The organism is Qipengyuania vesicularis, from assembly GCF_019711415.1.
Taxonomy (GTDB): domain Bacteria; phylum Pseudomonadota; class Alphaproteobacteria; order Sphingomonadales; family Sphingomonadaceae; genus Qipengyuania; species Qipengyuania vesicularis.
This window is the reverse complement of the sequence record NZ_JAIGNJ010000003.1, coordinates 573,498-593,242: the sequence shown is the minus strand read 5'-3', so window position 1 is coordinate 593,242 and position 19,745 is coordinate 573,498. Positions and strand designations below refer to the sequence as shown.

The window sequence follows — 19,745 nt, the reverse complement described above, 5'->3', positions numbered from 1 at the left end:
CCTGTGCAAGATCGAATTGAAGGCCCGGGCGATCAGCCCGGGATAACGGCCTGTGCCGAAGCGCCATCACCTTCGGGCGCGGCGATGATGTCGCGAGTCACGCTGCCCTTGGCGACGGTGTTGGTCTCTTCCGAGCCCACCGAGGAGCGAATGCCGGGTTCCGCGGCGCCAGCACGATCGAGCGCGCTGGTTTCTACCGCGCTGCGCGGTGCAGAGCCGCCGAAAAGCGCTTCGAGTGTCTGCTCTGCCGCCGTGCCTTCTGCCGGACGCGGAGCGCCGGGAGCAGGCGGGACAAGGTTGAAATCGGGGGGAACCACGAGAGGCGCCTGACGCTGCACAGCAAATTCATCCGGCCGTTCGCGGTTGAGAAAACCGCCGCTGCCGCAAGCGGCCAGCATGGCCGAAGTGGCGCCGAGAAGGGCGATACGGGTCAGGGTATTCATTACTGGCTCTCCGCGGCATCTGCCGACTTGCTTTGCATGAGGTCGTCGACCTCTTGGTCGTCCTTGTCGCGCATGAAGAAGGCGCGGGCAAGGATTATCAGGACGCCGATGGTGATGGCCGCATCGGCGATGTTGAAGATGAGGAAGGGGCGGAATTCGCCGATATGGAAGTCGGCATAGTCGATGACATAGCCGAGCTCGTAGCGGTCCTTGATATTGCCCAGCGCCCCGCCGAGGATGAACGACAGGCCGAGGATGTCGCCGAACAGCTTCTCGCGGAACATCCACACCGTTACCACCAAGGCGATCAGCGCGGTGACCCCCACGAGGATCCAGCGCGATTCGATGCTGTCGGCTTCAAACATGCCCATCGAAACGCCGAAATTCTGTGTCCAGCGCAGGTCGAAGAAGGGCAGCAGCTCGATCACGCCGCGCTGGCGAAGCTGGAGCGGCTCGACCATGAGCCACTTCACATACTGGTCGACGCCATAGATCGCGAAAGCGATGGCGACACCGATCAGGCGCATCTTGAGGAGCGGGTTCATTGTGCAGCGTCCAGCTGGGCAACGACCGGCTCGCAGCGATCGCACAGCGCTCCGTCTTCCGGGACGGAAGGTAGCAGGCGCCAGCAGCGGCCGCATTTGTTTTCGTCGGTGCGCGAAACTTTCACCTCGTCGCTATCGCCGCGCGTCACTGACGCGGTGATGAACAGCTCGGCGAGATCTTCGTCGGTGAAGCCCTCAGGGACGGCGCCGGCCGGGACGACCACGTCTGCCTCGAGGCTCGAACGGATGGTCTTGTCGCGGCGCAGCGGCTCGATCGCTTCCGTCACCCGTTCGCGAAGCGCGCGCAGTTTGTCCCAGCGCGCTCCGTCGGCAGTGACACCGGGGACCGGCGGCCAGTCGAGCAGGTGTACGCTGCCGCCATCGGGATAACGCGTCGTCCATGCCTCTTCCGCCGTGAACACGAGCACCGGCGCGGCATAGCGGACCAGTGCGTGGAACAGCAGGTCAAGCACGGTGCGATAGGCGTTGCGCGTCACGCTGTCCGGCCCGTCGCAATAGAGCACGTCCTTGCGGATATCGAAGTAGAAAGCCGACAAATCCTCGTTGCAGAAATCGACCAGCAGGCGCGTGTAAGTGTTGTAATCGTATTGCTCGAGCGCGCGCTTCAGTTTGCCGTCGAGATCGGCCAGCAGCGCGAGGACATAGACCTCCAACTCGGGGATTTCGCCCGCGTCGCCCATGTCGCCGACAAAACCGTCGAGCGCGCCGAGCAGATAGCGGAAGGTGTTGCGCAGGCGGCGGTACTGGTCGCCCACGCCTTTCAGGATTTCATCGCCGATGCGGTGGTCTTCGGTGAAGTCGACCGACAGCGCCCAGAGGCGGATGATGTCCGCGCCGTACTGCTCCATGACCTTCAGCGGATCGACGGTGTTGCCGAGGCTCTTCGACATCTTCTTGCCGGCCGAATCCATGGTGAAGCCATGGGTCAGCACCGCGTCATAGGGCGCGCGGCCACGGGTGGCGGAGCTTTCGAGCAGCGAGGACTGGAACCAGCCGCGATGCTGGTCGCTGCCTTCGAGATAGAGGTCCGCGGGCCAGCGCTGGTCTGGCCAGCGTTCGCCTTCCAGAGTGAAGGCGTGGGTGCAGCCCGAATCGAACCAGACGTCGAGGATGTCGGTGACCATCTCGAATTCGTTGGGGTCGTAGCCCGCGCCGAGGAATTCGGCCTTGCGGCTCTCGTCCCAGGCATCGACGCCTTGTTCGCGCACCGCTGCGACCACGCGGGCGTTGACCACAGGGTCCTGCAGATAGGTGCCGTCCTGCCGCACGAAGAGCGTGATCGGCACGCCCCATGCGCGCTGGCGGCTCAGCACCCAGTCGGGGCGGCCTTCGACCATCGAACCGATGCGGCGGCGGCCCTTTTCGGGATAGAATTTCACCCGCTCGATCTCGCGCATGGCGATTTCGCGCAAGGTAGAGTGGTCCTTGCTGGTGGCCATGGCGACGGCCGCGCCGAAGCCTTCGGGCACGGCGACGTCGAAGTCGCCCGTGTCGAGCGCCTTGTCCATCGGCACGAACCACTGCGGCGTGCAGCGATAGATGACCTTCGCCTTGGAGCGCCATGAGTGCGGATAGGAGTGTGCGTAGTCGTCGCTTGCCGAAAGCAGCGCGCCAGCTTCGCGAAGATCCGAACAGATCGGGCCTTCGGGCGAGTTGAAGGTCTTGTTGATCACCGCGCGGCGGCGGTCGTCCTGTCCACCGAGCCATTCCCAGTCGTCGCGATAGCGTCCGTCGCCCAGAACTGCGAAGACCGGCTCGATGCCGTGCTCGCGGCAGAGCAGGAAGTCGTCCTCGCCATGGTCGGGCGACATATGGACGAGGCCCGTGCCGCTGTCGGTGGTGACGAAATCGCCCTCAAGTAGCGGACGTGGGCGAGCGTAGAACCCACCGAGATGGTGCATCGGGTGGCGCGCCACGGTCCCAGCGAGGTCGGAGCCAAGAAAACGCTTCTTGATATCGAGAGTTGTCAGCGTCCTCTGCTCAAACTCTTCGATAAGCGCTTTCGCAATAACAACGGTTTTGGAAGGAGGCGCGGGCTCGTCATCCGACATCGGAATCGGCTTGGCTTCGGCCAATACGTACGAAACCTCCGGCCCATAGGCCAAAGCCTGGTTCACCGGGATCGTCCACGGCGTGGTGGTCCAAATCACCGCATGCGCGCCGACCAGTTCCTCAATCGGCGATTCAACGATCTCGAAGGCAACATCGATCTGGGTCGAGGTGATGTCCTCGTATTCGACCTCGGCCTCGGCCAGCGCGGTTTCTTCGACCGGCGACCACATCACCGGCTTCGATCCGCGATAGAGATTGCCGGCCTCGGCAAACTTCATCAGCTCGGCAACGATAGTCGCCTCGCTTTCGAACTGCATGGTGAGGTACGGATTGTCGAAATCCGCCATGAGTCCCAGGCGCTTCAGCTGTTCGCGCTGAACATCGACCCATTTCTGCGCATAGGCGCGGCATTCGGCGCGGAATTCGCTCGCCGGAATTGCGTTCTTGTCGCGCTTCTTCTTGCGGAACTGCTCCTCGACCTTCCACTCGATCGGCAGGCCGTGGCAGTCCCAGCCGGGCACGAAGGGCGCGTCCTTGCCGAGCAGCGTCTGGCTGCGCACGACCATGTCCTTGAGGATACGGTTCAGCGCATGGCCGATATGCATGTCGCCATTGGCATAAGGCGGGCCGTCGTGAAGAATGAATTTCTCGCGGCCTTCACGCGCCTCGCGCAGCTGCTGGTAGAGGTTTTCTTCCTGCCAGCGCGCAAGGATCTTCGGCTCCTTCTGGGGGAGGCCGGCCTTCATGGGAAAATCGGTCTTGGGAAGAAAGACCGTGTCTCGGTAATCGCGCTGCTGGGACATAGGGAGTGGCCGTTAGGGGATTCGTGCGCGGCTTTAAAGCCTATTGCGCATTCCTTCGACGCTCCATTGCATCCCAGCTCGCATCAATCTCTTCCTGCGTGCGATTGTCGTAGCGCGAATGAAGCGCCGGGGTCATCGCATAGGCATCGGCGAGAAGGATGTATCCGTTGAAGGTGGAGGGCACTTCGCCATATTGTTCGGGCAGGCTGAAACCGTTGCCGCCCGGGCCGGTGACGATGATCTCGCCGCCATGCTCCTCCATCCGCGCGATCAGGCGATTGGGCCAGCCCCAGAGGGTGAACTGGCTGTCGAGATCGATCAGCATCGTCTCGCCGCGGCAGCTTTGGGGCAGGTAGCCGCTCCAGCCGATCAGGCGGTAGTCGGCAGTGCATTCGCGTGCCGCCGCCTCATTCCAGGCCCACGCATCGGGATAGAGCTCGCGAACCCTTGCGACGGCTTCGGGCGTGCCGGTGAAGGCATCGCGCTTGGCGACAGGATTGCGGCCCAACTCCTCGAGTTTTGCAGCCAGCACCTCGGCGCGCTCTGCACCGCCAGCGCCCAGGTCGTAGAGCACGCGCTCGCGCCCCCGCAGTGTCATCAGCAGCTCACCGAGGGTCGGCATCTTGCCGGTAGCCGTGCCGCGCAGCGGGAAGCTCTCGCCCCCATCGGCGCTGTATCCATGCGAGATGTCGAGCGCCTTCAGTTCCTCCATCGTCCGCTCCGCTACCCGGCCCTCGCCATCGGTGCGGCAGGACAGGTCCTCGTCGCGAAACAGCGCGATTTCGCCATCTTTCGTCGGTGCGATGTCGACCTCGACCATCGGCGTGCTCCAGCGGAAAGCGCGGCGTGCGCCCTCGACCGTATTCTCGACATAAGGATGGAAGGGTTCCTCGATCGCAGTGGCGCTGCACTCGCCATCGAGTGCCGCCTCATTCGGCACGAATTGCGGGAAGCCACCCTGCGCGATCAGCTTGACCGATCCCTTCGGTTCGGGCGCAAGCCAGTTTGCGTTGACCAGCGTCAGCACAAGGAATGCTGCCGCGAGGACGAATGCGGCGTAACGAAGCCATTTCATCATGAGAGGAGCGACCGGGCCCTTTTGCAGTCCTGCGCCATCTGCGCGGTGAGCGCATCAAGCGAATCGAACTTCGCCTCTCCGCGCAGGAAGTGGTGGAAGGAAACTTCGATCTCCTGGCCGTAGAGATCGCCCGAGAAGTCGAAAAAATAGGGTTCGAGCAGCTCCTTGGGCGGCTCGAATTGCGGGCGCACGCCGATATTGGCGGCACCCTTGAGCACCTCGCCTGTCGCAAGGATACGCCCGGTAACGGCATATATGCCGTATTTGGGGCGCAGATAGCTTTCGATCGAGAGATTGGCGGTGGGATATCCAATGGTCCGCCCACGCTTGTCGCCATGCTCGACCACGCCTCGGATTGCGAAGGGTCGGGTGAGGAGGCGGGCAGCTTCCTGCGGATCACCCTCGCGCAATGCCTCGCGTACGCGGCTGGAGGAGACGGGCTCGCCGCCATCCATCACCGGATCGACTGCGCGGGCTTCGATGCCGACCTCGCGGCCGAGCTCGACAAGCCGCTCGAAATTGCCGCCGCGCGCTTTGCCGAAAGTGAAATCGCCGCCGGTGACGACGCCTTTCACACCGAGCTTTTCGGCCAGCAGGACCCGGACGAAATCCTCCGCCGTCGTCCCGGCAAGCTCGCCATCGAAATGGAACACCAGCATCGCCGTCGCCCCGGCAGCGAGGTAGAGTTCCTGCCGCTGTTCGAGCGTGGTCAGGCGGAAGGGCGCCGCATCGGGCTTGAAGAAGCGCACCGGGTGCGGATCGAAGGTCGCGATGATGCTGGGGCGTCCCTCGGCGCGCGCCCAGTCGATCGCTTCGCGCGCGACTGCCTGGTGGCCGAGATGGAAGCCGTCGAAATTGCCGAGAGCAATGATCGCACCGCGCAAGGAATCGGGCAGCGGTTCTCGGTGATCAAGGAACCTCACGAGGCAGGCTCCATCGGCTCGATCCCCGCGCTCAAGACGCGGAGGGCATTCCCGCCCATAGCCGCGCGGATTTGTTCCTCGGAGAAGCCTTCGTCCATCAGCGCCTGCGTCACCTGCGTCAGCTGGCTGGTGTCGAAGCGCGTCGTCACCGAGCCGTCGAAATCGCTGCCGAGCGCGACATGCTCGATCCCGACAAGGTCGCGGATGTGCCGCATCGCCTTCGCTACCGATCGCGGCGACGTGTCGCACACGGCGCCCGGCCAGTAGCCCACACCGATAATGCCACCTGTGGCCGCGACACCGCGGATCTGTTCGTCGGACAGGTTGCGATTGACCTCGCAAGTCGCCTGCACCCCGCCATGGCTCGAGACCACCGGCCGGCGCGCCATGGCAATGATGTCGGCGACGCAGGCCGGGCTGCAATGCGCGATATCGACCACCATGCCGAGCTCTTCCATGCGGGCAACGACCTGCCTGCCCATTGCGGTCAGCCCGCCCTTTTCGACGCCATGCATCGATCCGGCGAGTTCATTGTCGAAGAAATGGGTGAGGCCCGCCATGCGGAAGCCTGATTCGTGCAGCTTCTCGAGATTGGCCGGATCGCCTTCGAGATTGTGGAGGCCCTCGATCGAGAGCATCGCGCCCACCGCGTCGGAGCCGCCATTGCGGGCGCGCAGCAGCCGTTCAATGTCCTCGCCGCCATGGATCTGGAACAAGCTGTCACGCTCTTCCTCGACCGCGCGGTCCAGCTTCTCGGCATGCCAGAGCGAGCGATCGAGCAGGCTGCCCCAGGTCCGGACAGGCTGGAGCTGGCCAACCACGAGCGGAGTGATGTTGTCGGTCTCGCCAGTGTTCGAATCGTAATTCTGCCCGCGCGGCGACTTGGTCACGCTGGAGAATATCTGCAGGGCGACATTGCCGTCCTTCAGCCGCGGCAGGTCGACATGACCGCGATCTGCGCGGTCCAGCATGTCGCGCTTCCATAGGAGCGTGTCCGAGTGCAGGTCGACGATTTGCAGCGTCTGGTGGAGGTCGCGCGCTTCCTGCGAAACCTCGATCAGCGGCTCTCCGTCGATCCGGTTGAGGTCGCGCTCGATATAGGCGGGACCGAACGTGAAGAAGGCCAGCGTCGCCACCAGCAGCAACGCGCCCAGAGCCAAGGCAATCCGGCGGATCATGCAGCTTCTTCTCCTGCGCGGGCGTAGGTCAGGAAGGAATAGGCAGGCCTGCCGTCAGCCGCCGCGAAGTCCTCGCGTCCGGAAACTTCCCATTCCGGACCCAGCGGAGGCATGAAGACATCGCCCTCGAACTGCTCGTGGATTGCAGTCAGCTCGACGCGATCTGCAAGCGGCATGAAGACATCGAAGATCGCCGCGCCGCCGATGACGGCCGCTTCGCCCTCACCCGCCTTGGCCAAAGCCTCATCCACCGAGCGAACTACTTCGGCTCCGGTCGAATCCCAGCGCTCCTTGCGGGTGAGGACGATGTGACGGCGGCCGGGAAGCAGCCCGGGCAGGCTTTCGAAAGTCTTGCGGCCCATAATCATCGGCTTGTCCATGGTCAGCGCCTTGAAACGCTTGAGGTCGGCCGGCAGGTGCCAGGGCAGCGTCCCATCCTTGCCGATCGCGCCATTGGCCGCGCGGGCATAGATCAGGAACAGGCTCATCCGCGCGTATTGTGCTGCAGGCGGGTGACATGGCCCATCTTGCGCCCCTCGCTCGCCTCTGCCTTGCCGTAATCGTGGAGATGGTAGGCGCTGCCCGACAGGAAGCTGTAGGCATCGTCGATGTCGCTGCCGATGATGTTCCGCATCTCGATCGACGGGGCAATGGTGCGCGTGTCGCCGAGCGGCAATCCGGCTACCGCGCGGATGTGATTCTCGAACTGGCTCGTGGCAGCGCCCTCGATCGTCCAGTGCCCCGAATTGTGCACCCGCGGGGCCATCTCGTTGAAGATCGGCCCTTCATGCGTAGCGAAGAACTCGAGCGTGAGCACGCCGACATATTTGAGCGCATCAGCGACCTTGCGGGCGAGGGTCCGCGCGGCATCGGTCTGCGCTGTGATCTGATTCCCCGCAGGATAGTGCGATGCTGCGAGGATGCCTCCTTCATGCACGTTCCGGGTCGAATCCCAGAAGCGGATTTCACCTTCGCGGCTGCGCACGAGGATGACCGAGAACTCCGCATCAAACTCGACGAAGCCCTCGTAAATGCAGGGGGCATCGGGGAGGCGCAGCCCTTCGGCGTCGCGCGATGAACCGATCCGCCACTGGCCCTTTCCATCGTACCCGTCACGCCGCGTCTTGAGGATGCCCGGCGCGCCCAGCCGGTCGACCGCAGCGATCAGGTCGTGGCTCGAGTCCACCTTGGCATAGGCTGCCGGTCTGCCGCCGAGGCTTTCCACGAAACGCTTCTCGTTGAGCCGATCCTGCGCGGTTTCGAGCGCGTGGGGGTCGGGGAAGATCTTGTCGTGCGGGATCGCGCGGGCCGTGTCGACCGGGACATTCTCGAATTCCCAGGTGACCACGTCGCAGCGCGCGGCAAAGGCAGCCAGCGCATCCGTGTCGTCCCAGGCGGCGGTGACAAAGTCGTCGTTCAACGGGCCGCTGACATTATCGCCTTCGGGTGCGAAACCGATAGTCCGGTACCCGAGCTGTGCGGAGCTCATGGCCATCATCCGGCCCAGCTGGCCGCCGCCAAGGATGCCGATGGTTGACCCTCGCGCCAGCATCAGCCCTCCGGCCTTTCGCTCACGGCGGCACTGCGCGCTTCGCGCCAGGCTTTCAGGCGGCCAGAAAGGCCTTCATCGCCATTGGCGAGAATTGCCGCGGCAAGCAGCCCGGCATTGGTCGCTCCCGCCTCTCCGATGGCGAGAGTGCCGACCGGAATACCGGCAGGCATCTGCACGATCGAAAGCAGGCTGTCCTGGCCCGAAAGCGCCCTCGACTGGACTGGCACGCCCAGGACGGGAATATGCGTCAGTGCCGCAATCATGCCGGGCAGGTGTGCTGCCCCGCCCGCGCCTGCAATAATGACATGGAAGCCATCAGCCTCGGCAGCCTTGGCGAAGTCGTACATCCGGTCCGGCGTGCGGTGCGCCGAGACGATGCGGACATCGCTCGCCACTCCCAGCTCTTCGAGCACCTCGGCGGCGCATTTCATAGTCGACCAGTCAGACTGGCTCCCCATGACTATCGCGACCCTGGCTCCTCCCCCCGTGCTCATCTTACGCGTCCTTCAGGTAATAGCGTTCGCCCGACACCTGCGTGCCCTCAAAATCATAGATGATCGGCTGGCCGGTCGGAATTTCGAGCCCTGTGATCTCGTCATCGGAGATGTTCGAAAGATGCTTCACCAGCGCGCGGAGGCTGTTGCCATGGGCGGAGATGATCACATTCTCGCCCTTGCCGAGCAGCGGCAGGATCGCCTCCTCCCAATAGGGCAGCACGCGTTCGATGGTGAGCTTGAGGCTTTCGGTACGCGGGACGTCGATCCCGGCGTAGCGCGGGTCGTCCGACAGGTCGAACTGGCTGCCCGGTTCGAGCTCGGGCGGCGGGACGTCGAAGCTGCGACGCCAGATATGGACCTGCTCGTCGCCGTGCTTGTCGCGGGTTTCCTGCTTGTTGAGCCCGGTCAGCCCGCCGTAGTGGCGCTCGTTCAGATGCCAGTCGCGAGTCACCGGAATCCACAGCCGGTCGCATTCTTCCAGTGCCAGGTTGAGCGTCTTGATTGCGCGTTTCTGGACCGAAGTGAAGGCAGTGGTGGGAAGGACGCCCTTGGCTTTCATCAGCTGCCCGGCCTCGCGAGCCTCTTCGACACCCTTTTCGGTGAGGTCGACATCCCACCAGCCGGTAAAGCGGTTGGCGAGGTTCCACTCGCTCTGGCCGTGGCGAACGAGGATCAGCTTCGACATGATTACTCCGGTTTTCCCCTAGGAGCACTGCGCGTTAGCGGTCCCCGCCATCCTTGGAAAGGCCTGTATCGCCCGATTCGCGCATTTCGCGGGTCTGCGCCTTTCGGCGTCGCAGGTTCTCGCGAAGTTTCGCGGCGAGGCGTTCTTCGCGGGTCAATTTGTCGTCGCTTGCGCTCATGACGCAATCCTTTTGCGAAATTCGCCGGATGCCGCAAGCGAAGGTTGACTTATCCGCCGTCTCTGCCAATAGCGCGCGCCTCCACCCCATCGGCACTGGCCGACGGGCGTCACGTGCTGCTGTAGCTCAGTGGTAGAGCGCACCCTTGGTAAGGGTGAGGCCGGGAGTTCAATCCTCCCCAGCAGCACCATTCTCTTCGAGAATTCCTCTTCGTTCTCCGCACCGACCTCCGTCGGTGCATCCTCGGTGCTGTCTCGACGCGCGGGCGCGTCGAGCACCTGCGGGCGGGCGGTCGCCCTTGCCAGGCCTCCTTTGGCCCGGTTTGGACCACATGCTCTAGCTTAGTCAGCGGAAGTTTCCGCTTCCGCCTTCGGCGCGATCTCGCTCACCAGCACCTTGTCGATCCGGCGTTCGTCGAGGTCGATCACTTCGAATCGCCAACCCTGTTCCTCGAACCATTCGCCTTCGGACGGCAGCTTCTTCATGACTGCGAGGCAGAACCCCGCAACGGTCGCGAATTCGCGGTCGTCGCCATAGTCGAGGCCAAGCCGGTCGGCGAGCGCGTCGGCGGAAAGCGATCCGGCCACCAGCAGCGAGCCATCGCTACGCTCGACGATGCCGGGAGTGTCGTCGGGGTCCTGGTCGCTCGCGAAATCGCCAACCAGCGCGGTGAGCAAGTCGACCGGCGTCACGATCCCGTCGAGATGCCCGTATTCGTCATGCACCATCGCCATGGCGACATCGGCTTGCTGGAGGACGCGCAGCGCGTCGACGGCATCGAGCTGGTCGGGGACGACTTCCGCCTTGGTCATCAGCGCTTCGAGCGTCGCCCCTTCGCCTGCCAGCAGCGCGCCCAGAAGTTCACGCACGCGGACGAGACCGAGCACCTTGTCCGGCGAGCCGTCTGCGACGGGCCAGACCGAGTGCGGGCTTTCCTCGAGCAAGGCCCGGATCGCCGCTTCGTCGGCGTTGATGTCGATCCAGTCGATATCGGTTCGCGGCGTCATCACCTCGCGCACGGGGCGCTGGGCTAGCCGCACGACGCCGGCCAGCATCTGGTGCTGTTCGGTTTCGATTACCCCGGTCTTGGTGGCTTCGGCAAAGAGCATGTGCAGCTCTTCTGCCGTCACCGCGCTCTGACCGGCAGGCTGGACGCCGAGCAACCGGATCAGCGTGCCCGACGACGTATCGAGCAGCCAGACCAAAGGGGCTGCGAATCGTGCGAGCAGGGCCATCGGCCGGGCCATCGCAATCGCGATCGGCACTGCGGCGCGCAGTGCGACCTGCTTGGGCACAAGCTCGCCCACAACGAGACTGAAATAAGTGGTCAGCGCAATGACGAGGGCAAATCCCGCCTCGCCGGCCCATTCCGCAGGAAAACCGAGTGCTGCCAGCCGCTCACCAACGGGTCCGCCGAGGCTGGCCCCGGAATAGGCGCCCGCGACGATGCCCACGAGCGTGATACCAATCTGCACCGTGGAAAGGAACTTGCCTGGGTCCGCAGCTAGCGCCAGCGCGGTCTTTGCGCCGCTGCTGCCCTGCTGGGCGGCAGAGCGCAATCGCGCCGTGCGCGCGGATACGATCGCGAGTTCGCTCATGGCGAAAATCCCGTTGAGCAGGATCAGTCCGCCGATGATGATAAGGTCGGTCCAGGGAAAGGGTGTCACACGCTCTCGCTAGCACAATTGCGCCCCGCTGCCAGCAATTCGGGGGAACGGGCTGTGAATTCACGTGTTTGGGGGGATGGAGACGCTGGTGGGCGCGCCCATCAATAACGGCTGTCTGAGGGGCGGAGTGTTCCGGGCAGCACGCTCTCGAAAAGGGAAGAAAGACATGAAAGAATCACGCATTCTCCTCGCAGGACTATCCTCGATCGCCCTTCTGGGCACTTCGGCCTGCGTTACCGACCCTAACACGGGTGAACAGAAGATTTCGCGCACCGTCCTCGGCGGTGTCGGTGGCGCAGTGGCTGGCGGCCTTCTTGGCGGCGTCATCGGCGGCAAGACGGGCCGCATCATCGGCGCTGCAGCTGGCGGCGCAGCCGGCGGCTATGTCGGCTACCGCATGGATCAGCAGATCAAGGAGCTCAAAGAGCAGACCGAAGGTTCAGGCGTCGATGTCACTGAAACCGACGGCGGCGACGCGATCCTCGTCAATTTGCCCGATGGCGTAACCTTTGCCACCGGCAGCGCGTCTATCAACCCGGCATTCGCCAATACGCTCGACAATGTCGCAGCGAACCTTGTGCAGTATCCGAACAGCCTGATCGATGTATATGGCTATACCGATACCACCGGCTCGGACTCGCTGAACCAGCGCCTGTCGGAGCAGCGCGCCCAGGCGGTCGCCAACTACCTGATCAGCCGCGGCGTGAACTCCTCGCGCATCCGCTGGCAGGGCTATGGCGAGCAGTACGAGCATCTCAAGATCAAGACGGCAGACGGCGTCAACGAACCGCTGAACCGCCGCGTCGAGATCAAGATCATCCCGTTCGACCAGGACGATGTGAATGCGGCGCAAGCCAACCAGTAAGGAATAACAAGCGAGTTCTTCGGGACAGTCGCAGAAAAGGGTCGGACGGAAGTCCGGCCCTTATTTCTTTGCCACCACCGCAGTGGCGCGTTCCGCGAGGTGCTCGATCGTGGCCGAGTGGATGCCGGGGGCGCTGGCCACAACCCCGAAGGCACGCGGATCGCGCTTGTTATAGTCGAGCTTGCGCCCGAAACTGTCAGTCACCGCTGCCCCCGCTTCGCGCGCGATCAGCCCCGCAGCCGCGATATCCCATTCAAAACCCCATCGCAGCGTCGCCACGAGGTCCGCCTCGTCGGCAGCGACCATGGCGATGCGGAGGGCGATCGAATTGGGCTGATCGACCTTCGTCAGCATCCGGTCCTGCTTCATCAGGTCGGCCGCCGGGACGCGGGCTCCGGCAAAATCGGTCCGGGTCGAGGCGGATAGCCTCTCGCCGTTGCGGGTCGCGCCCTGACCTGCCACCGCCTGCCAGACTTCCCCGCGTGCCGGGGCGCTGAGCGACCCGATCAGGGGCCTGCCATTGCTGATCAGCGCAACCGATACCGCCCAGCCGGGTCGCCCACGGATGAAGTCGCGGGTGCCGTCGACCGGATCGACCATCCAGATGAGATCGTGGTCGAGCCGTACTGGATCGTCTGCCGTTTCCTCGGACAGCCAGCCGGCGGCGGGCAGCAATGCGCCCAGTTCGCGCTTGAGAAAGGCGTCCACCGCCAGGTCCGCTTCGCACACCGGGCTACCGGGGGTCTTCTCCCATGATTGCACCTCGCCCCCTGCGCCGGGCCACAGGCCGAGCGCAATCTCGCCGGCATGAGCGACGATGGATTCGAGGCGTTTGCTGTCAATCATCGGGTGTCGGCGCGCACTGCACCCGAAAGTCGCACTTTTCAAGCGAGCCTACGTATGCTTATGCGCGCTGCGACTCCCTACCCCCGCAACCGCGCATGCGCGCGAAGGAATAGCGACCGACATGAACATCCACGAATACCAGGCCAAGGAACTCCTCGCGAAATACGGCATCGCCGTTCCCGCAGGACACGCAGCAATGACCGTCGAAGAAGCGGTCGCAGGCGCGAAGCAGCTTCCCGGGCCGCTCTATGTCGTGAAGGCGCAGATCCACGCCGGCGGTCGCGGCAAGGGCAAGTTCAAGGAACTCGGCCCCGATGCCAAGGGCGGCGTCCGCCTGTCGAAGAGCATCGAGGATGTCGAAGCCAACGCCAAGGAAATGCTCGGCAACACGCTGGTGACCATCCAGACCGGCGATGAAGGCAAGCAGGTCAATCGCCTCTATGTCACCGACGGCGTCGACATCGAAAAGGAATACTACCTCTCGATGCTCGTTGACCGCGCCACCGGCCAGGTCGCCATGATCGCTTCGACCGAAGGCGGCATGGACATCGAGGACGTCGCGCATGAGACGCCCGAAAAGATCACCACCATCACCATCGATCCGGCACAGGGCTTCATGCCGCACCACGGCCGCGCGGTCGCCTTCGCGCTCAAGCTGACGGGCGACACCAACAAGCAGGCGCAGAAGCTCGCCAAGCAGCTCTACACTGCCTTCATGGATCTCGACATGGAAATGCTCGAGATCAACCCGCTGGTGGAAGACAAGGAAGGCAACCTCCTCGTCCTCGACACCAAGATGAGCTTCGACGGCAACGCGCTCTACCGCCACAAGGACGTGGAAGCGATGCGCGACGAGACCGAGGAAGACCCGGCCGAAGTCGAAGCGAGCGAATACGACCTCGCCTACATCAAGCTCGACGGTAACATCGGCTGCATGGTCAACGGCGCTGGCCTCGCCATGGCGACGATGGACATCATCAAGCTGAACGGCGCGTTCCCGGCGAACTTCCTCGACGTGGGCGGCGGCGCGACAACCGAAAAGGTCACCGCGGCGTTCAAGATCATCCTCAAGGATCCGGCAGTCGAGGGCATCCTCGTCAATATCTTCGGCGGCATCATGCGCTGCGACACGATTGCGGAAGGCATTGTGGTCGCGGCCAAGGAAGTCGAGCTGGACGTGCCGCTTGTGGTTCGCCTTGAAGGCACCAATGTCGAGAAGGGCAAGGAAATCCTCGCCAACTCGGGCCTGCCGATCGTTCCGGCAGACGATCTGGGCGACGCCGCCCGCAAGATCGTTGCCGAGGTGAAGAAGGCGGCCTGAGCTTCAGGGCAATTCCGGTTCGGGCAGGCTCGTTTCAACGAATGGCCTGCCCAGCCAATCGCTCCAGATCGCGTGTGCTTGGCGAAGCGTGAGTCGTTCCTCACACAACAGTTGCTCGCTCGCCCGGATCGTGCCTTGGCGAACGCGCGTCCAAATAGCGCTGCATTCGGCCTCGATGTACCTCCCGTAGATGAGGTGGCTTCGCTCGATGGCTTCGAGCAATTCAGCATCATCCGAGTAAGCTTCGCGCGCGGCTGACAGGTAAGTGTCGCGAAGGGCCCGCGCGGACTGGGCTCTCTTGCTGAAACATTCGATATATTCCGGCGTAGTCATGGCCCCACAGTCGTTGAAAGCAGCCTCCGAACCGGCTCGGCGAAACCTGAAAACAAGTTCTTGTGGTTCTTGCTTCTCACTCTTCATGCGCACGGCGGCGAGCAGGCCATCTTCGCCGTCGCACCGAAGCGTGAGGGCATGGAAATAGGCTGCACAGTCCTCAATCGCGACCAGGCGGAAGGTCAGCATGCCGTCCTTCTCCTCCCAGCCGGTGAGGTCGGCATTGAAGTGCTTGAGGCGGAGCACCAGCGTGCCCTCTTCCTCCATCAGGTAGAGATGCTCGGTGAAGCGGATGCCGCCTTGCCCCGTTTCCTGCACGAAGGTGCCAACCATGGTGTCACCGCTCGGCGGAAGCCAGCTTTCCATCGCAGGCGCGCCGCCGATGCCGCTGCCGATCCATTGGCCGACCAGCCAGTCCATCTGGTCCAGCGTCGCCTCCGGCGATTCGAAACCTTCGTCTCCCAGGCGCGTTTCAACCGACGAGTCCTGTGCCGCTAGCGGAACGGCAAAGGTAAGAGCCGCCAGAACCGCAATGATGATCCGTCCGATTGCCAGCATTGCTAATCTCCCTTCCAAACATTCGCCCGCCTGGAACTTCCGCGCGTAGGCATGGAGGTGCGAGCCTGACATAGTAAAGACGGACCACAAACCCGCGATTCGACAATGCGGGACAAAATCATTCACGGCATCCGCCTTGGTTGACGTTTACGTAAACGCAAGCTAGGCGGGCGCCACAGTTTCCAATCGAGAGGAAGGTACTCGCATGAAAATCCTCGTCCCCGTCAAGCGGGTGATCGATTACAACGTCAAGCCGCGCGTCAAGGCCGATGGCTCGGGCGTGGATCTTGCCAACGTCAAGATGAGCATGAACCCCTTCGACGAAATCGCCGTCGAAGAGGCGATCCGCATCAAGGAAGCCGGTAAGGCGGAAGAGATTGTCGCCGTCTCCATCGGCCCGGCAAAGGCGCAGGAAACGCTGCGTACCGCGCTCGCCATGGGTGCAGATCGTGCGATCCTCGTCGAAACCGACGACGATGTCGAACCGCTCGCCGTTGCGAAGATCCTCAAGGCCATTGCCGAGGAAGAGAACCCGGGCATCGTCATGCTGGGCAAGCAGGCGATCGACGACGATTCGAACCAGACCGGCCAGATGCTCGCAGCCCTCATGGGCCGTCCGCAGGGCACTTTCGCCAATACAGTCGAAGTCGATGGAGACAGCGTCACCGTGAAGCGCGAAGTCGATGGCGGTCTCGAAACTGTGAAGCTTGCGCTCCCGGCCATCGTCACCACCGACCTTCGTCTGAACGAGCCGCGCTATGCTTCGCTGCCGAACATCATGAAGGCGAAGAAGAAGCCGCTCGATACCAAGAGCCCGTCCGATTACGGCGTCGATACCACTCCGCGCCTCAAGACCACCAATGTCTCCGAACCGCCGGTTCGTCAGGCAGGCGAGAAGGTCGAGGACGTCGATGCGCTGGTCGCCAAGATCAAAGCGCTCGGCATCGCGTAAGAACCCGGACAGGAAAGGAATAGACTTATGAAAACTCTCGTCTGGGTCGAACACGACAATGCCGAGATGAAGGACGCAACGCTTTCGGCGGTCACCGCTGCGAGCAAGCTTGGCGAAGTCCACCTGCTGGTTGCAGGTTCGGGCTGCCGCGCCGTTGCGGAACAGGCCGCCAAGGTCGCGGGTGTGGGCAAGGTCCACCTCGCCGACGATGCGGCTTACGAGCACGCTTTGGCAGAGAACGTCGCCCCACTGATCGCCGATCAGATGGGCCACCATGACGCTTTCGTCGCGCCCGCCACCACCACCGGCAAGAACATCGCGCCGCGCGTCGCAGCCCTGCTCGACGTGATGCAGATTTCGGACATCCTTTCGGTCGAAGGCGACAAGACCTTCACCCGTCCGATCTACGCCGGCAATGCCATCGCAACGGTCGAATCGACCGATGCGAAACTCGTGATCACGGTTCGCGGTACGGCCTTTGAAAAAGCCGCCACCGAAGGCGGCTCGGGCACGATCGAGGACATCTCGGGCGCAGGCGATGCCGGCTTGTCGAGCTTCGTCAGCGCGGAAATCGCCGAGAGCGACCGTCCAGAGCTCACCAGCGCCAAGGTCATCGTCTCGGGCGGCCGCGCGCTCAAGGACGCAGAGACCTTCGAGCAGGTCATAACGCCCCTGGCGGACAAGCTCGGCGCAGGCATCGGCGCATCACGCGCCGCAGTCGACGCAGGCTATGTCCCCAACGATTATCAGGTCGGCCAGACCGGCAAGATCGTGGCACCTGAAGTCTACATCGCCATCGGCATCTCGGGCGCGATCCAGCACCTTGCGGGGATGAAGGACTCCAAGACCATCATCGCCATCAACAAGGACGAGGACGCTCCCATCTTCCAGGTAGCGGACATCGGCCTCGTGGCGGATCTCTTCAAGGTCGTGCCGGAGCTGACCGAGAAGCTGTAAACATCAGATAATATTGATATTGAAACCCCTTTGAAGCATCCTCGCTTCGAAGGGGTTTTTCTTATGCGCATTCCGAATTTCATAGCCGGACTTGCTGTAATCGCGACTTTCGCGCCAATTGCGCACGAAGCAATTGCCGCGGAGGATTCTGCTGTGACTCTAGAACCGGCTACTCCCTGGAATCTGGACGTGGGAGAGCATCGATGTCGACTCGCGCGGATTTTCGGCGATGAGGATTCCCGAACCTTGTTCGTGGTCGATCAATGGGATCCAGCACCAATCGCTTGGGCGACAGTTTCCGGGCCATCCTTCAAACGCTTTCGCGATGGACGCGAGACGCAGTACGAATTCAGTGAAGGCGGTGAGAAGCGCGAGTTCGACCTGATCGCTTCGACGTTTGACCGATATGGTCCCGCCGTAACCTTCAATACCCGATTCGTGTTTAGCGACGAGCCGGTAGAAGTTGCCTACAGTGAGATCGATGATGACGACGAGGCGTCCGGAGAAGAACCAAACACCCCGCGCGGCCTACCGAGAATCGACAGCGATGGCGCGGAGGGCATCAGATTCCTAACCGTTGAGCAGAGAAACCGCCCTCCCGTGCGACTGCATCTCGGGAGCATGAAGGCTCCTCTTGATGCCATGAACTCTTGCATGGAAAGCTTGGTCGAGCATTGGGGCTTCGACCTTGAGGAACAGCGGCGTGTCGTCGTGGCCCCCAAGGTGACGAATTTTATGCGTGTTGTTCGTGAGATAGCGAAGGAATACCCGCAAGCCGCAGTGCGTGAGGGAGCGCAAGCGAATTTTCACATCCGCCTGACAATCGACGAGGCAGGCGATGTCGAGTCATGTGTTCTTCTCAATCAGACCGTTGCTGACCATTTCAATTTGAAGAACCATCCATGCAAGGTATTCGAACGCTATGCCCAGATCGAACCCGCTCTTGATGTCGATGGCAATCCAGTGCGAACCTTCATGGCTCACAGGATCGCCTATCGCATGGGACGCTGATCGACGCCTTCGACGAGGGAGCTAGCCAAACACCTCCATCAGGAAGTGCAGCGTCAGCCCCACCAGCCCGCCGACAAGAGTGCCGTTGATGCGGATGAACTGGAGGTCGCGGCCAACGGCGCTTTCGACGCGGTCGGTTAGCGTGGTTGCATCCCAGCGCCGCACCGTTTCGCTCACCAGCTGGACGATCTGGTCGCCATAGCGCTGGGCGACACCCACTGCGGTGCGGCGGGCGAAGCGGTTGACCTGCTGCTGGAGGCGCAGGTCGTCGCGCAGCGCCTCGCCCAGTTCGGCAAGCGATTCCCCGAGATAGCCGCCGCCGGTGCCGCCGCTTTCGCGAATGCTCCTGATCAGCCGCGCACGAATGCGCTCCCACACCGATTGCCACCAGCTGGCGATCGCCGGATTGTTGAGCAGTTCGACCTTGATCCGTTCGACCCGCGCCTGCAGCTCCGGATCTTCGCGCAGCCCCTTGGCGAACTCCTCGAGGCCTTCCTCGATCTTGTCGCGCAGCGGATGCTCGGGATCGACCAGCACTTCGGCCAGCAGCTTGTAGAGCCCGTCGATCACCGAATTGGCGAGCCTTTCGTCGAGGCCGGTGAAACGCAGCACGGCATTGGCGCGATTGTGCACCATTTCGCGGACCAGCTGCTCATTGTCTTCGAGCACCAGGCCGGCCCAACGGATGATCTTGTCGATCACGATCCGGTGGCGCCCATCCTCGATCATGGCATCGAGCATGCTGCCGAGCAGCGGTGCGATATCGAGCTTCTCTATCTGCGCGGCGAGCCCGGCGCGAACCTGCGTGCCCAGTCTTTCGGGGTCGAGCGATTCGAGCACCTCGACCGCCAGCTCGCCAGCGCCCATGCGCACACGCGAATCGCGCACGGCTTTCGGATCGGCGAGATATTTCCCGACAGCTCCGGCGAGGTTCATTGCCCCCATCCTTCGCGCAACGACCTGGGGCGTCAGGAAATTCTCGCGCAGGAACCCCGCCATTGTATCCGCGATCCGGTCCTTGTTTTCGGGGATGATGGCGGTGTGCGGGATCGGGAGGCCGAGCGGATGGCGGAACAGCGCGGTCACCGCGAACCAGTCCGCAAGCCCGCCCACCATCGCCGCTTCGGCGAAGGCGTGGACGTATCCCCAGGCGGGGTGCAGTTCGAGATAGCGGCCTGAAGCGACGAAGATTGCCGCCATGAGCACGAGCATGCCGGTTGCCGTGCGGCGCATGACCTTGGCGCGATCGGGGGGCAGCGGTGCACCGCCGATTATGGTTC

At 63.0% G+C, this 19,745-nt stretch carries 20 protein-coding genes and 1 tRNA gene; 6 read left to right on the top strand and 15 right to left on the bottom strand.

Annotated features, from left to right (window positions below):
* Window positions 1–32 precede the first annotated feature (32 nt).
* Genes K3146_RS11775 through K3146_RS11725 form a run of 11 tightly spaced genes read right to left on the bottom strand, consistent with a single transcriptional unit; the run spans window position 33 to window position 9,955 of the window.
* Window positions 33–443, bottom strand: coding sequence for a DUF3035 domain-containing protein (locus K3146_RS11775; RefSeq protein WP_221546465.1), 411 nt, complete (start codon window positions 441–443; stop codon window positions 33–35).
* The gene (gene lspA, locus K3146_RS11770; RefSeq protein WP_221546464.1) at window positions 443–988 is read right to left on the bottom strand and encodes a signal peptidase II; all 546 of its coding nucleotides are present in this window, start codon (window positions 986–988) and stop codon (window positions 443–445) included. The genes K3146_RS11775 and lspA overlap by 1 nt, the downstream gene beginning before the upstream one ends.
* Window positions 985–3,864 carry an isoleucine--tRNA ligase gene (ileS, locus tag K3146_RS11765; RefSeq protein ID WP_221546463.1) on the bottom strand — a complete coding sequence of 960 codons (2,880 nt, stop codon included), beginning with the start codon at window positions 3,862–3,864 and terminating at the stop codon, window positions 985–987. Before ileS ends, lspA begins: the two co-directional genes overlap by 4 nt.
* A 40-nt stretch (window positions 3,865–3,904) precedes the next feature.
* A complete protein-coding gene (locus K3146_RS11760; RefSeq protein WP_221546462.1) occupies window positions 3,905–4,942 on the bottom strand; it encodes a glycerophosphodiester phosphodiesterase family protein in 1,038 nt (345 codons plus the stop codon).
* A complete protein-coding gene (locus tag K3146_RS11755) occupies window positions 4,939–5,865 on the bottom strand; it encodes a bifunctional riboflavin kinase/FAD synthetase (protein WP_221546461.1) in 927 nt (308 codons plus the stop codon). Before K3146_RS11755 ends, K3146_RS11760 begins: the two co-directional genes overlap by 4 nt.
* Complete coding sequence (locus K3146_RS11750; RefSeq protein WP_221546460.1) at window positions 5,862–7,043, bottom strand: dipeptidase; 1,182 nt, start codon at window positions 7,041–7,043, stop codon at window positions 5,862–5,864. Before K3146_RS11750 ends, K3146_RS11755 begins: the two co-directional genes overlap by 4 nt.
* Entirely contained in the window at window positions 7,040–7,531 is a 492-nt protein-coding gene (locus K3146_RS11745) for a dihydrofolate reductase (RefSeq protein WP_221546459.1), read from the bottom strand. Before K3146_RS11745 ends, K3146_RS11750 begins: the two co-directional genes overlap by 4 nt.
* Complete coding sequence (locus tag K3146_RS11740; protein ID WP_221546458.1) at window positions 7,528–8,595, bottom strand: 5-(carboxyamino)imidazole ribonucleotide synthase; 1,068 nt, start codon at window positions 8,593–8,595, stop codon at window positions 7,528–7,530. Before K3146_RS11740 ends, K3146_RS11745 begins: the two co-directional genes overlap by 4 nt.
* Window positions 8,595–9,089 (bottom strand): 5-(carboxyamino)imidazole ribonucleotide mutase, encoded by a 495-nt coding sequence (gene purE / locus K3146_RS11735; protein WP_221546457.1) that lies wholly within the window; start codon window positions 9,087–9,089, stop codon window positions 8,595–8,597. The genes K3146_RS11740 and purE overlap by 1 nt, the downstream gene beginning before the upstream one ends.
* Before the next feature lies 1 nt (window position 9,090).
* Window positions 9,091–9,777, bottom strand: a complete 687-nt coding sequence (gene gpmA, locus K3146_RS11730; RefSeq protein WP_221546456.1) for a 2,3-diphosphoglycerate-dependent phosphoglycerate mutase — start codon at window positions 9,775–9,777, stop codon at window positions 9,091–9,093.
* Between the two features lie 34 nt (window positions 9,778–9,811).
* Window positions 9,812–9,955 (bottom strand): hypothetical protein, encoded by a 144-nt coding sequence (locus tag K3146_RS11725; RefSeq protein ID WP_221546455.1) that lies wholly within the window; start codon window positions 9,953–9,955, stop codon window positions 9,812–9,814.
* A gap of 115 nt (window positions 9,956–10,070) precedes the next feature.
* Between K3146_RS11725 and K3146_RS11720 the strand changes: the two genes are divergently transcribed.
* Window positions 10,071–10,145, top strand: a tRNA-Thr gene (locus K3146_RS11720).
* Between the two features lie 151 nt (window positions 10,146–10,296).
* Here K3146_RS11720 and K3146_RS11715 read toward each other — a convergent pair.
* Window positions 10,297–11,622 carry a hemolysin family protein gene (locus K3146_RS11715; RefSeq protein WP_221546454.1) on the bottom strand — a complete coding sequence of 442 codons (1,326 nt, stop codon included), beginning with the start codon at window positions 11,620–11,622 and terminating at the stop codon, window positions 10,297–10,299.
* A 166-nt stretch (window positions 11,623–11,788) separates the two neighbouring features.
* Here K3146_RS11715 and K3146_RS11710 point away from each other — a divergent pair, with 166 nt between their 5' ends.
* Entirely contained in the window at window positions 11,789–12,487 is a 699-nt protein-coding gene (locus K3146_RS11710) for a YiaD family glycine zipper/OmpA-like lipoprotein (RefSeq protein WP_221546453.1), read from the top strand.
* 60 nt (window positions 12,488–12,547) lie between these two features.
* On the opposite strand, the gene K3146_RS11705 is transcribed toward K3146_RS11710, so the two are convergent.
* Window positions 12,548–13,333 (bottom strand): 3'(2'),5'-bisphosphate nucleotidase CysQ, encoded by a 786-nt coding sequence (locus K3146_RS11705; RefSeq protein WP_221546452.1) that lies wholly within the window; start codon window positions 13,331–13,333, stop codon window positions 12,548–12,550.
* A gap of 121 nt (window positions 13,334–13,454) precedes the next feature.
* Here K3146_RS11705 and sucC point away from each other — a divergent pair, with 121 nt between their 5' ends.
* Window positions 13,455–14,654: an ADP-forming succinate--CoA ligase subunit beta gene (sucC, locus tag K3146_RS11700; protein ID WP_221546451.1), complete on the top strand. Its 1,200-nt coding sequence runs from the start codon at window positions 13,455–13,457 to the stop codon at window positions 14,652–14,654.
* 3 nt (window positions 14,655–14,657) lie between these two features.
* Here sucC and K3146_RS13480 read toward each other — a convergent pair whose 3' ends face one another.
* Complete coding sequence (locus K3146_RS13480) at window positions 14,658–15,545, bottom strand: DUF6265 family protein (RefSeq protein WP_247711205.1); 888 nt, start codon at window positions 15,543–15,545, stop codon at window positions 14,658–14,660.
* A gap of 205 nt (window positions 15,546–15,750) precedes the next feature.
* On the opposite strand from K3146_RS13480, the gene K3146_RS11690 reads away from it, so the two are divergent.
* The 3 genes from K3146_RS11690 (at window position 15,751) to K3146_RS11680 (ending at window position 18,465) form a co-directional block, all read left to right on the top strand.
* Entirely contained in the window at window positions 15,751–16,497 is a 747-nt protein-coding gene (locus K3146_RS11690) for an electron transfer flavoprotein subunit beta/FixA family protein (protein ID WP_221546450.1), read from the top strand.
* Between the two features lie 27 nt (window positions 16,498–16,524).
* On the top strand, window positions 16,525–17,454 hold the full coding sequence (locus K3146_RS11685) for an electron transfer flavoprotein subunit alpha/FixB family protein (protein ID WP_221546449.1): 930 nt from the start codon (window positions 16,525–16,527) through the stop codon (window positions 17,452–17,454).
* Between the two features lie 63 nt (window positions 17,455–17,517).
* Window positions 17,518–18,465 (top strand): energy transducer TonB, encoded by a 948-nt coding sequence (locus K3146_RS11680; RefSeq protein WP_221546448.1) that lies wholly within the window; start codon window positions 17,518–17,520, stop codon window positions 18,463–18,465.
* Window positions 18,466–18,486: 21 nt separating this feature from the next.
* On the opposite strand, the gene K3146_RS11675 is transcribed toward K3146_RS11680, so the two are convergent.
* Window positions 18,487–19,698 carry a DUF445 domain-containing protein gene (locus K3146_RS11675; protein WP_221546531.1) on the bottom strand — a complete coding sequence of 404 codons (1,212 nt, stop codon included), beginning with the start codon at window positions 19,696–19,698 and terminating at the stop codon, window positions 18,487–18,489.
* Window positions 19,699–19,745 lie beyond the last annotated feature (47 nt).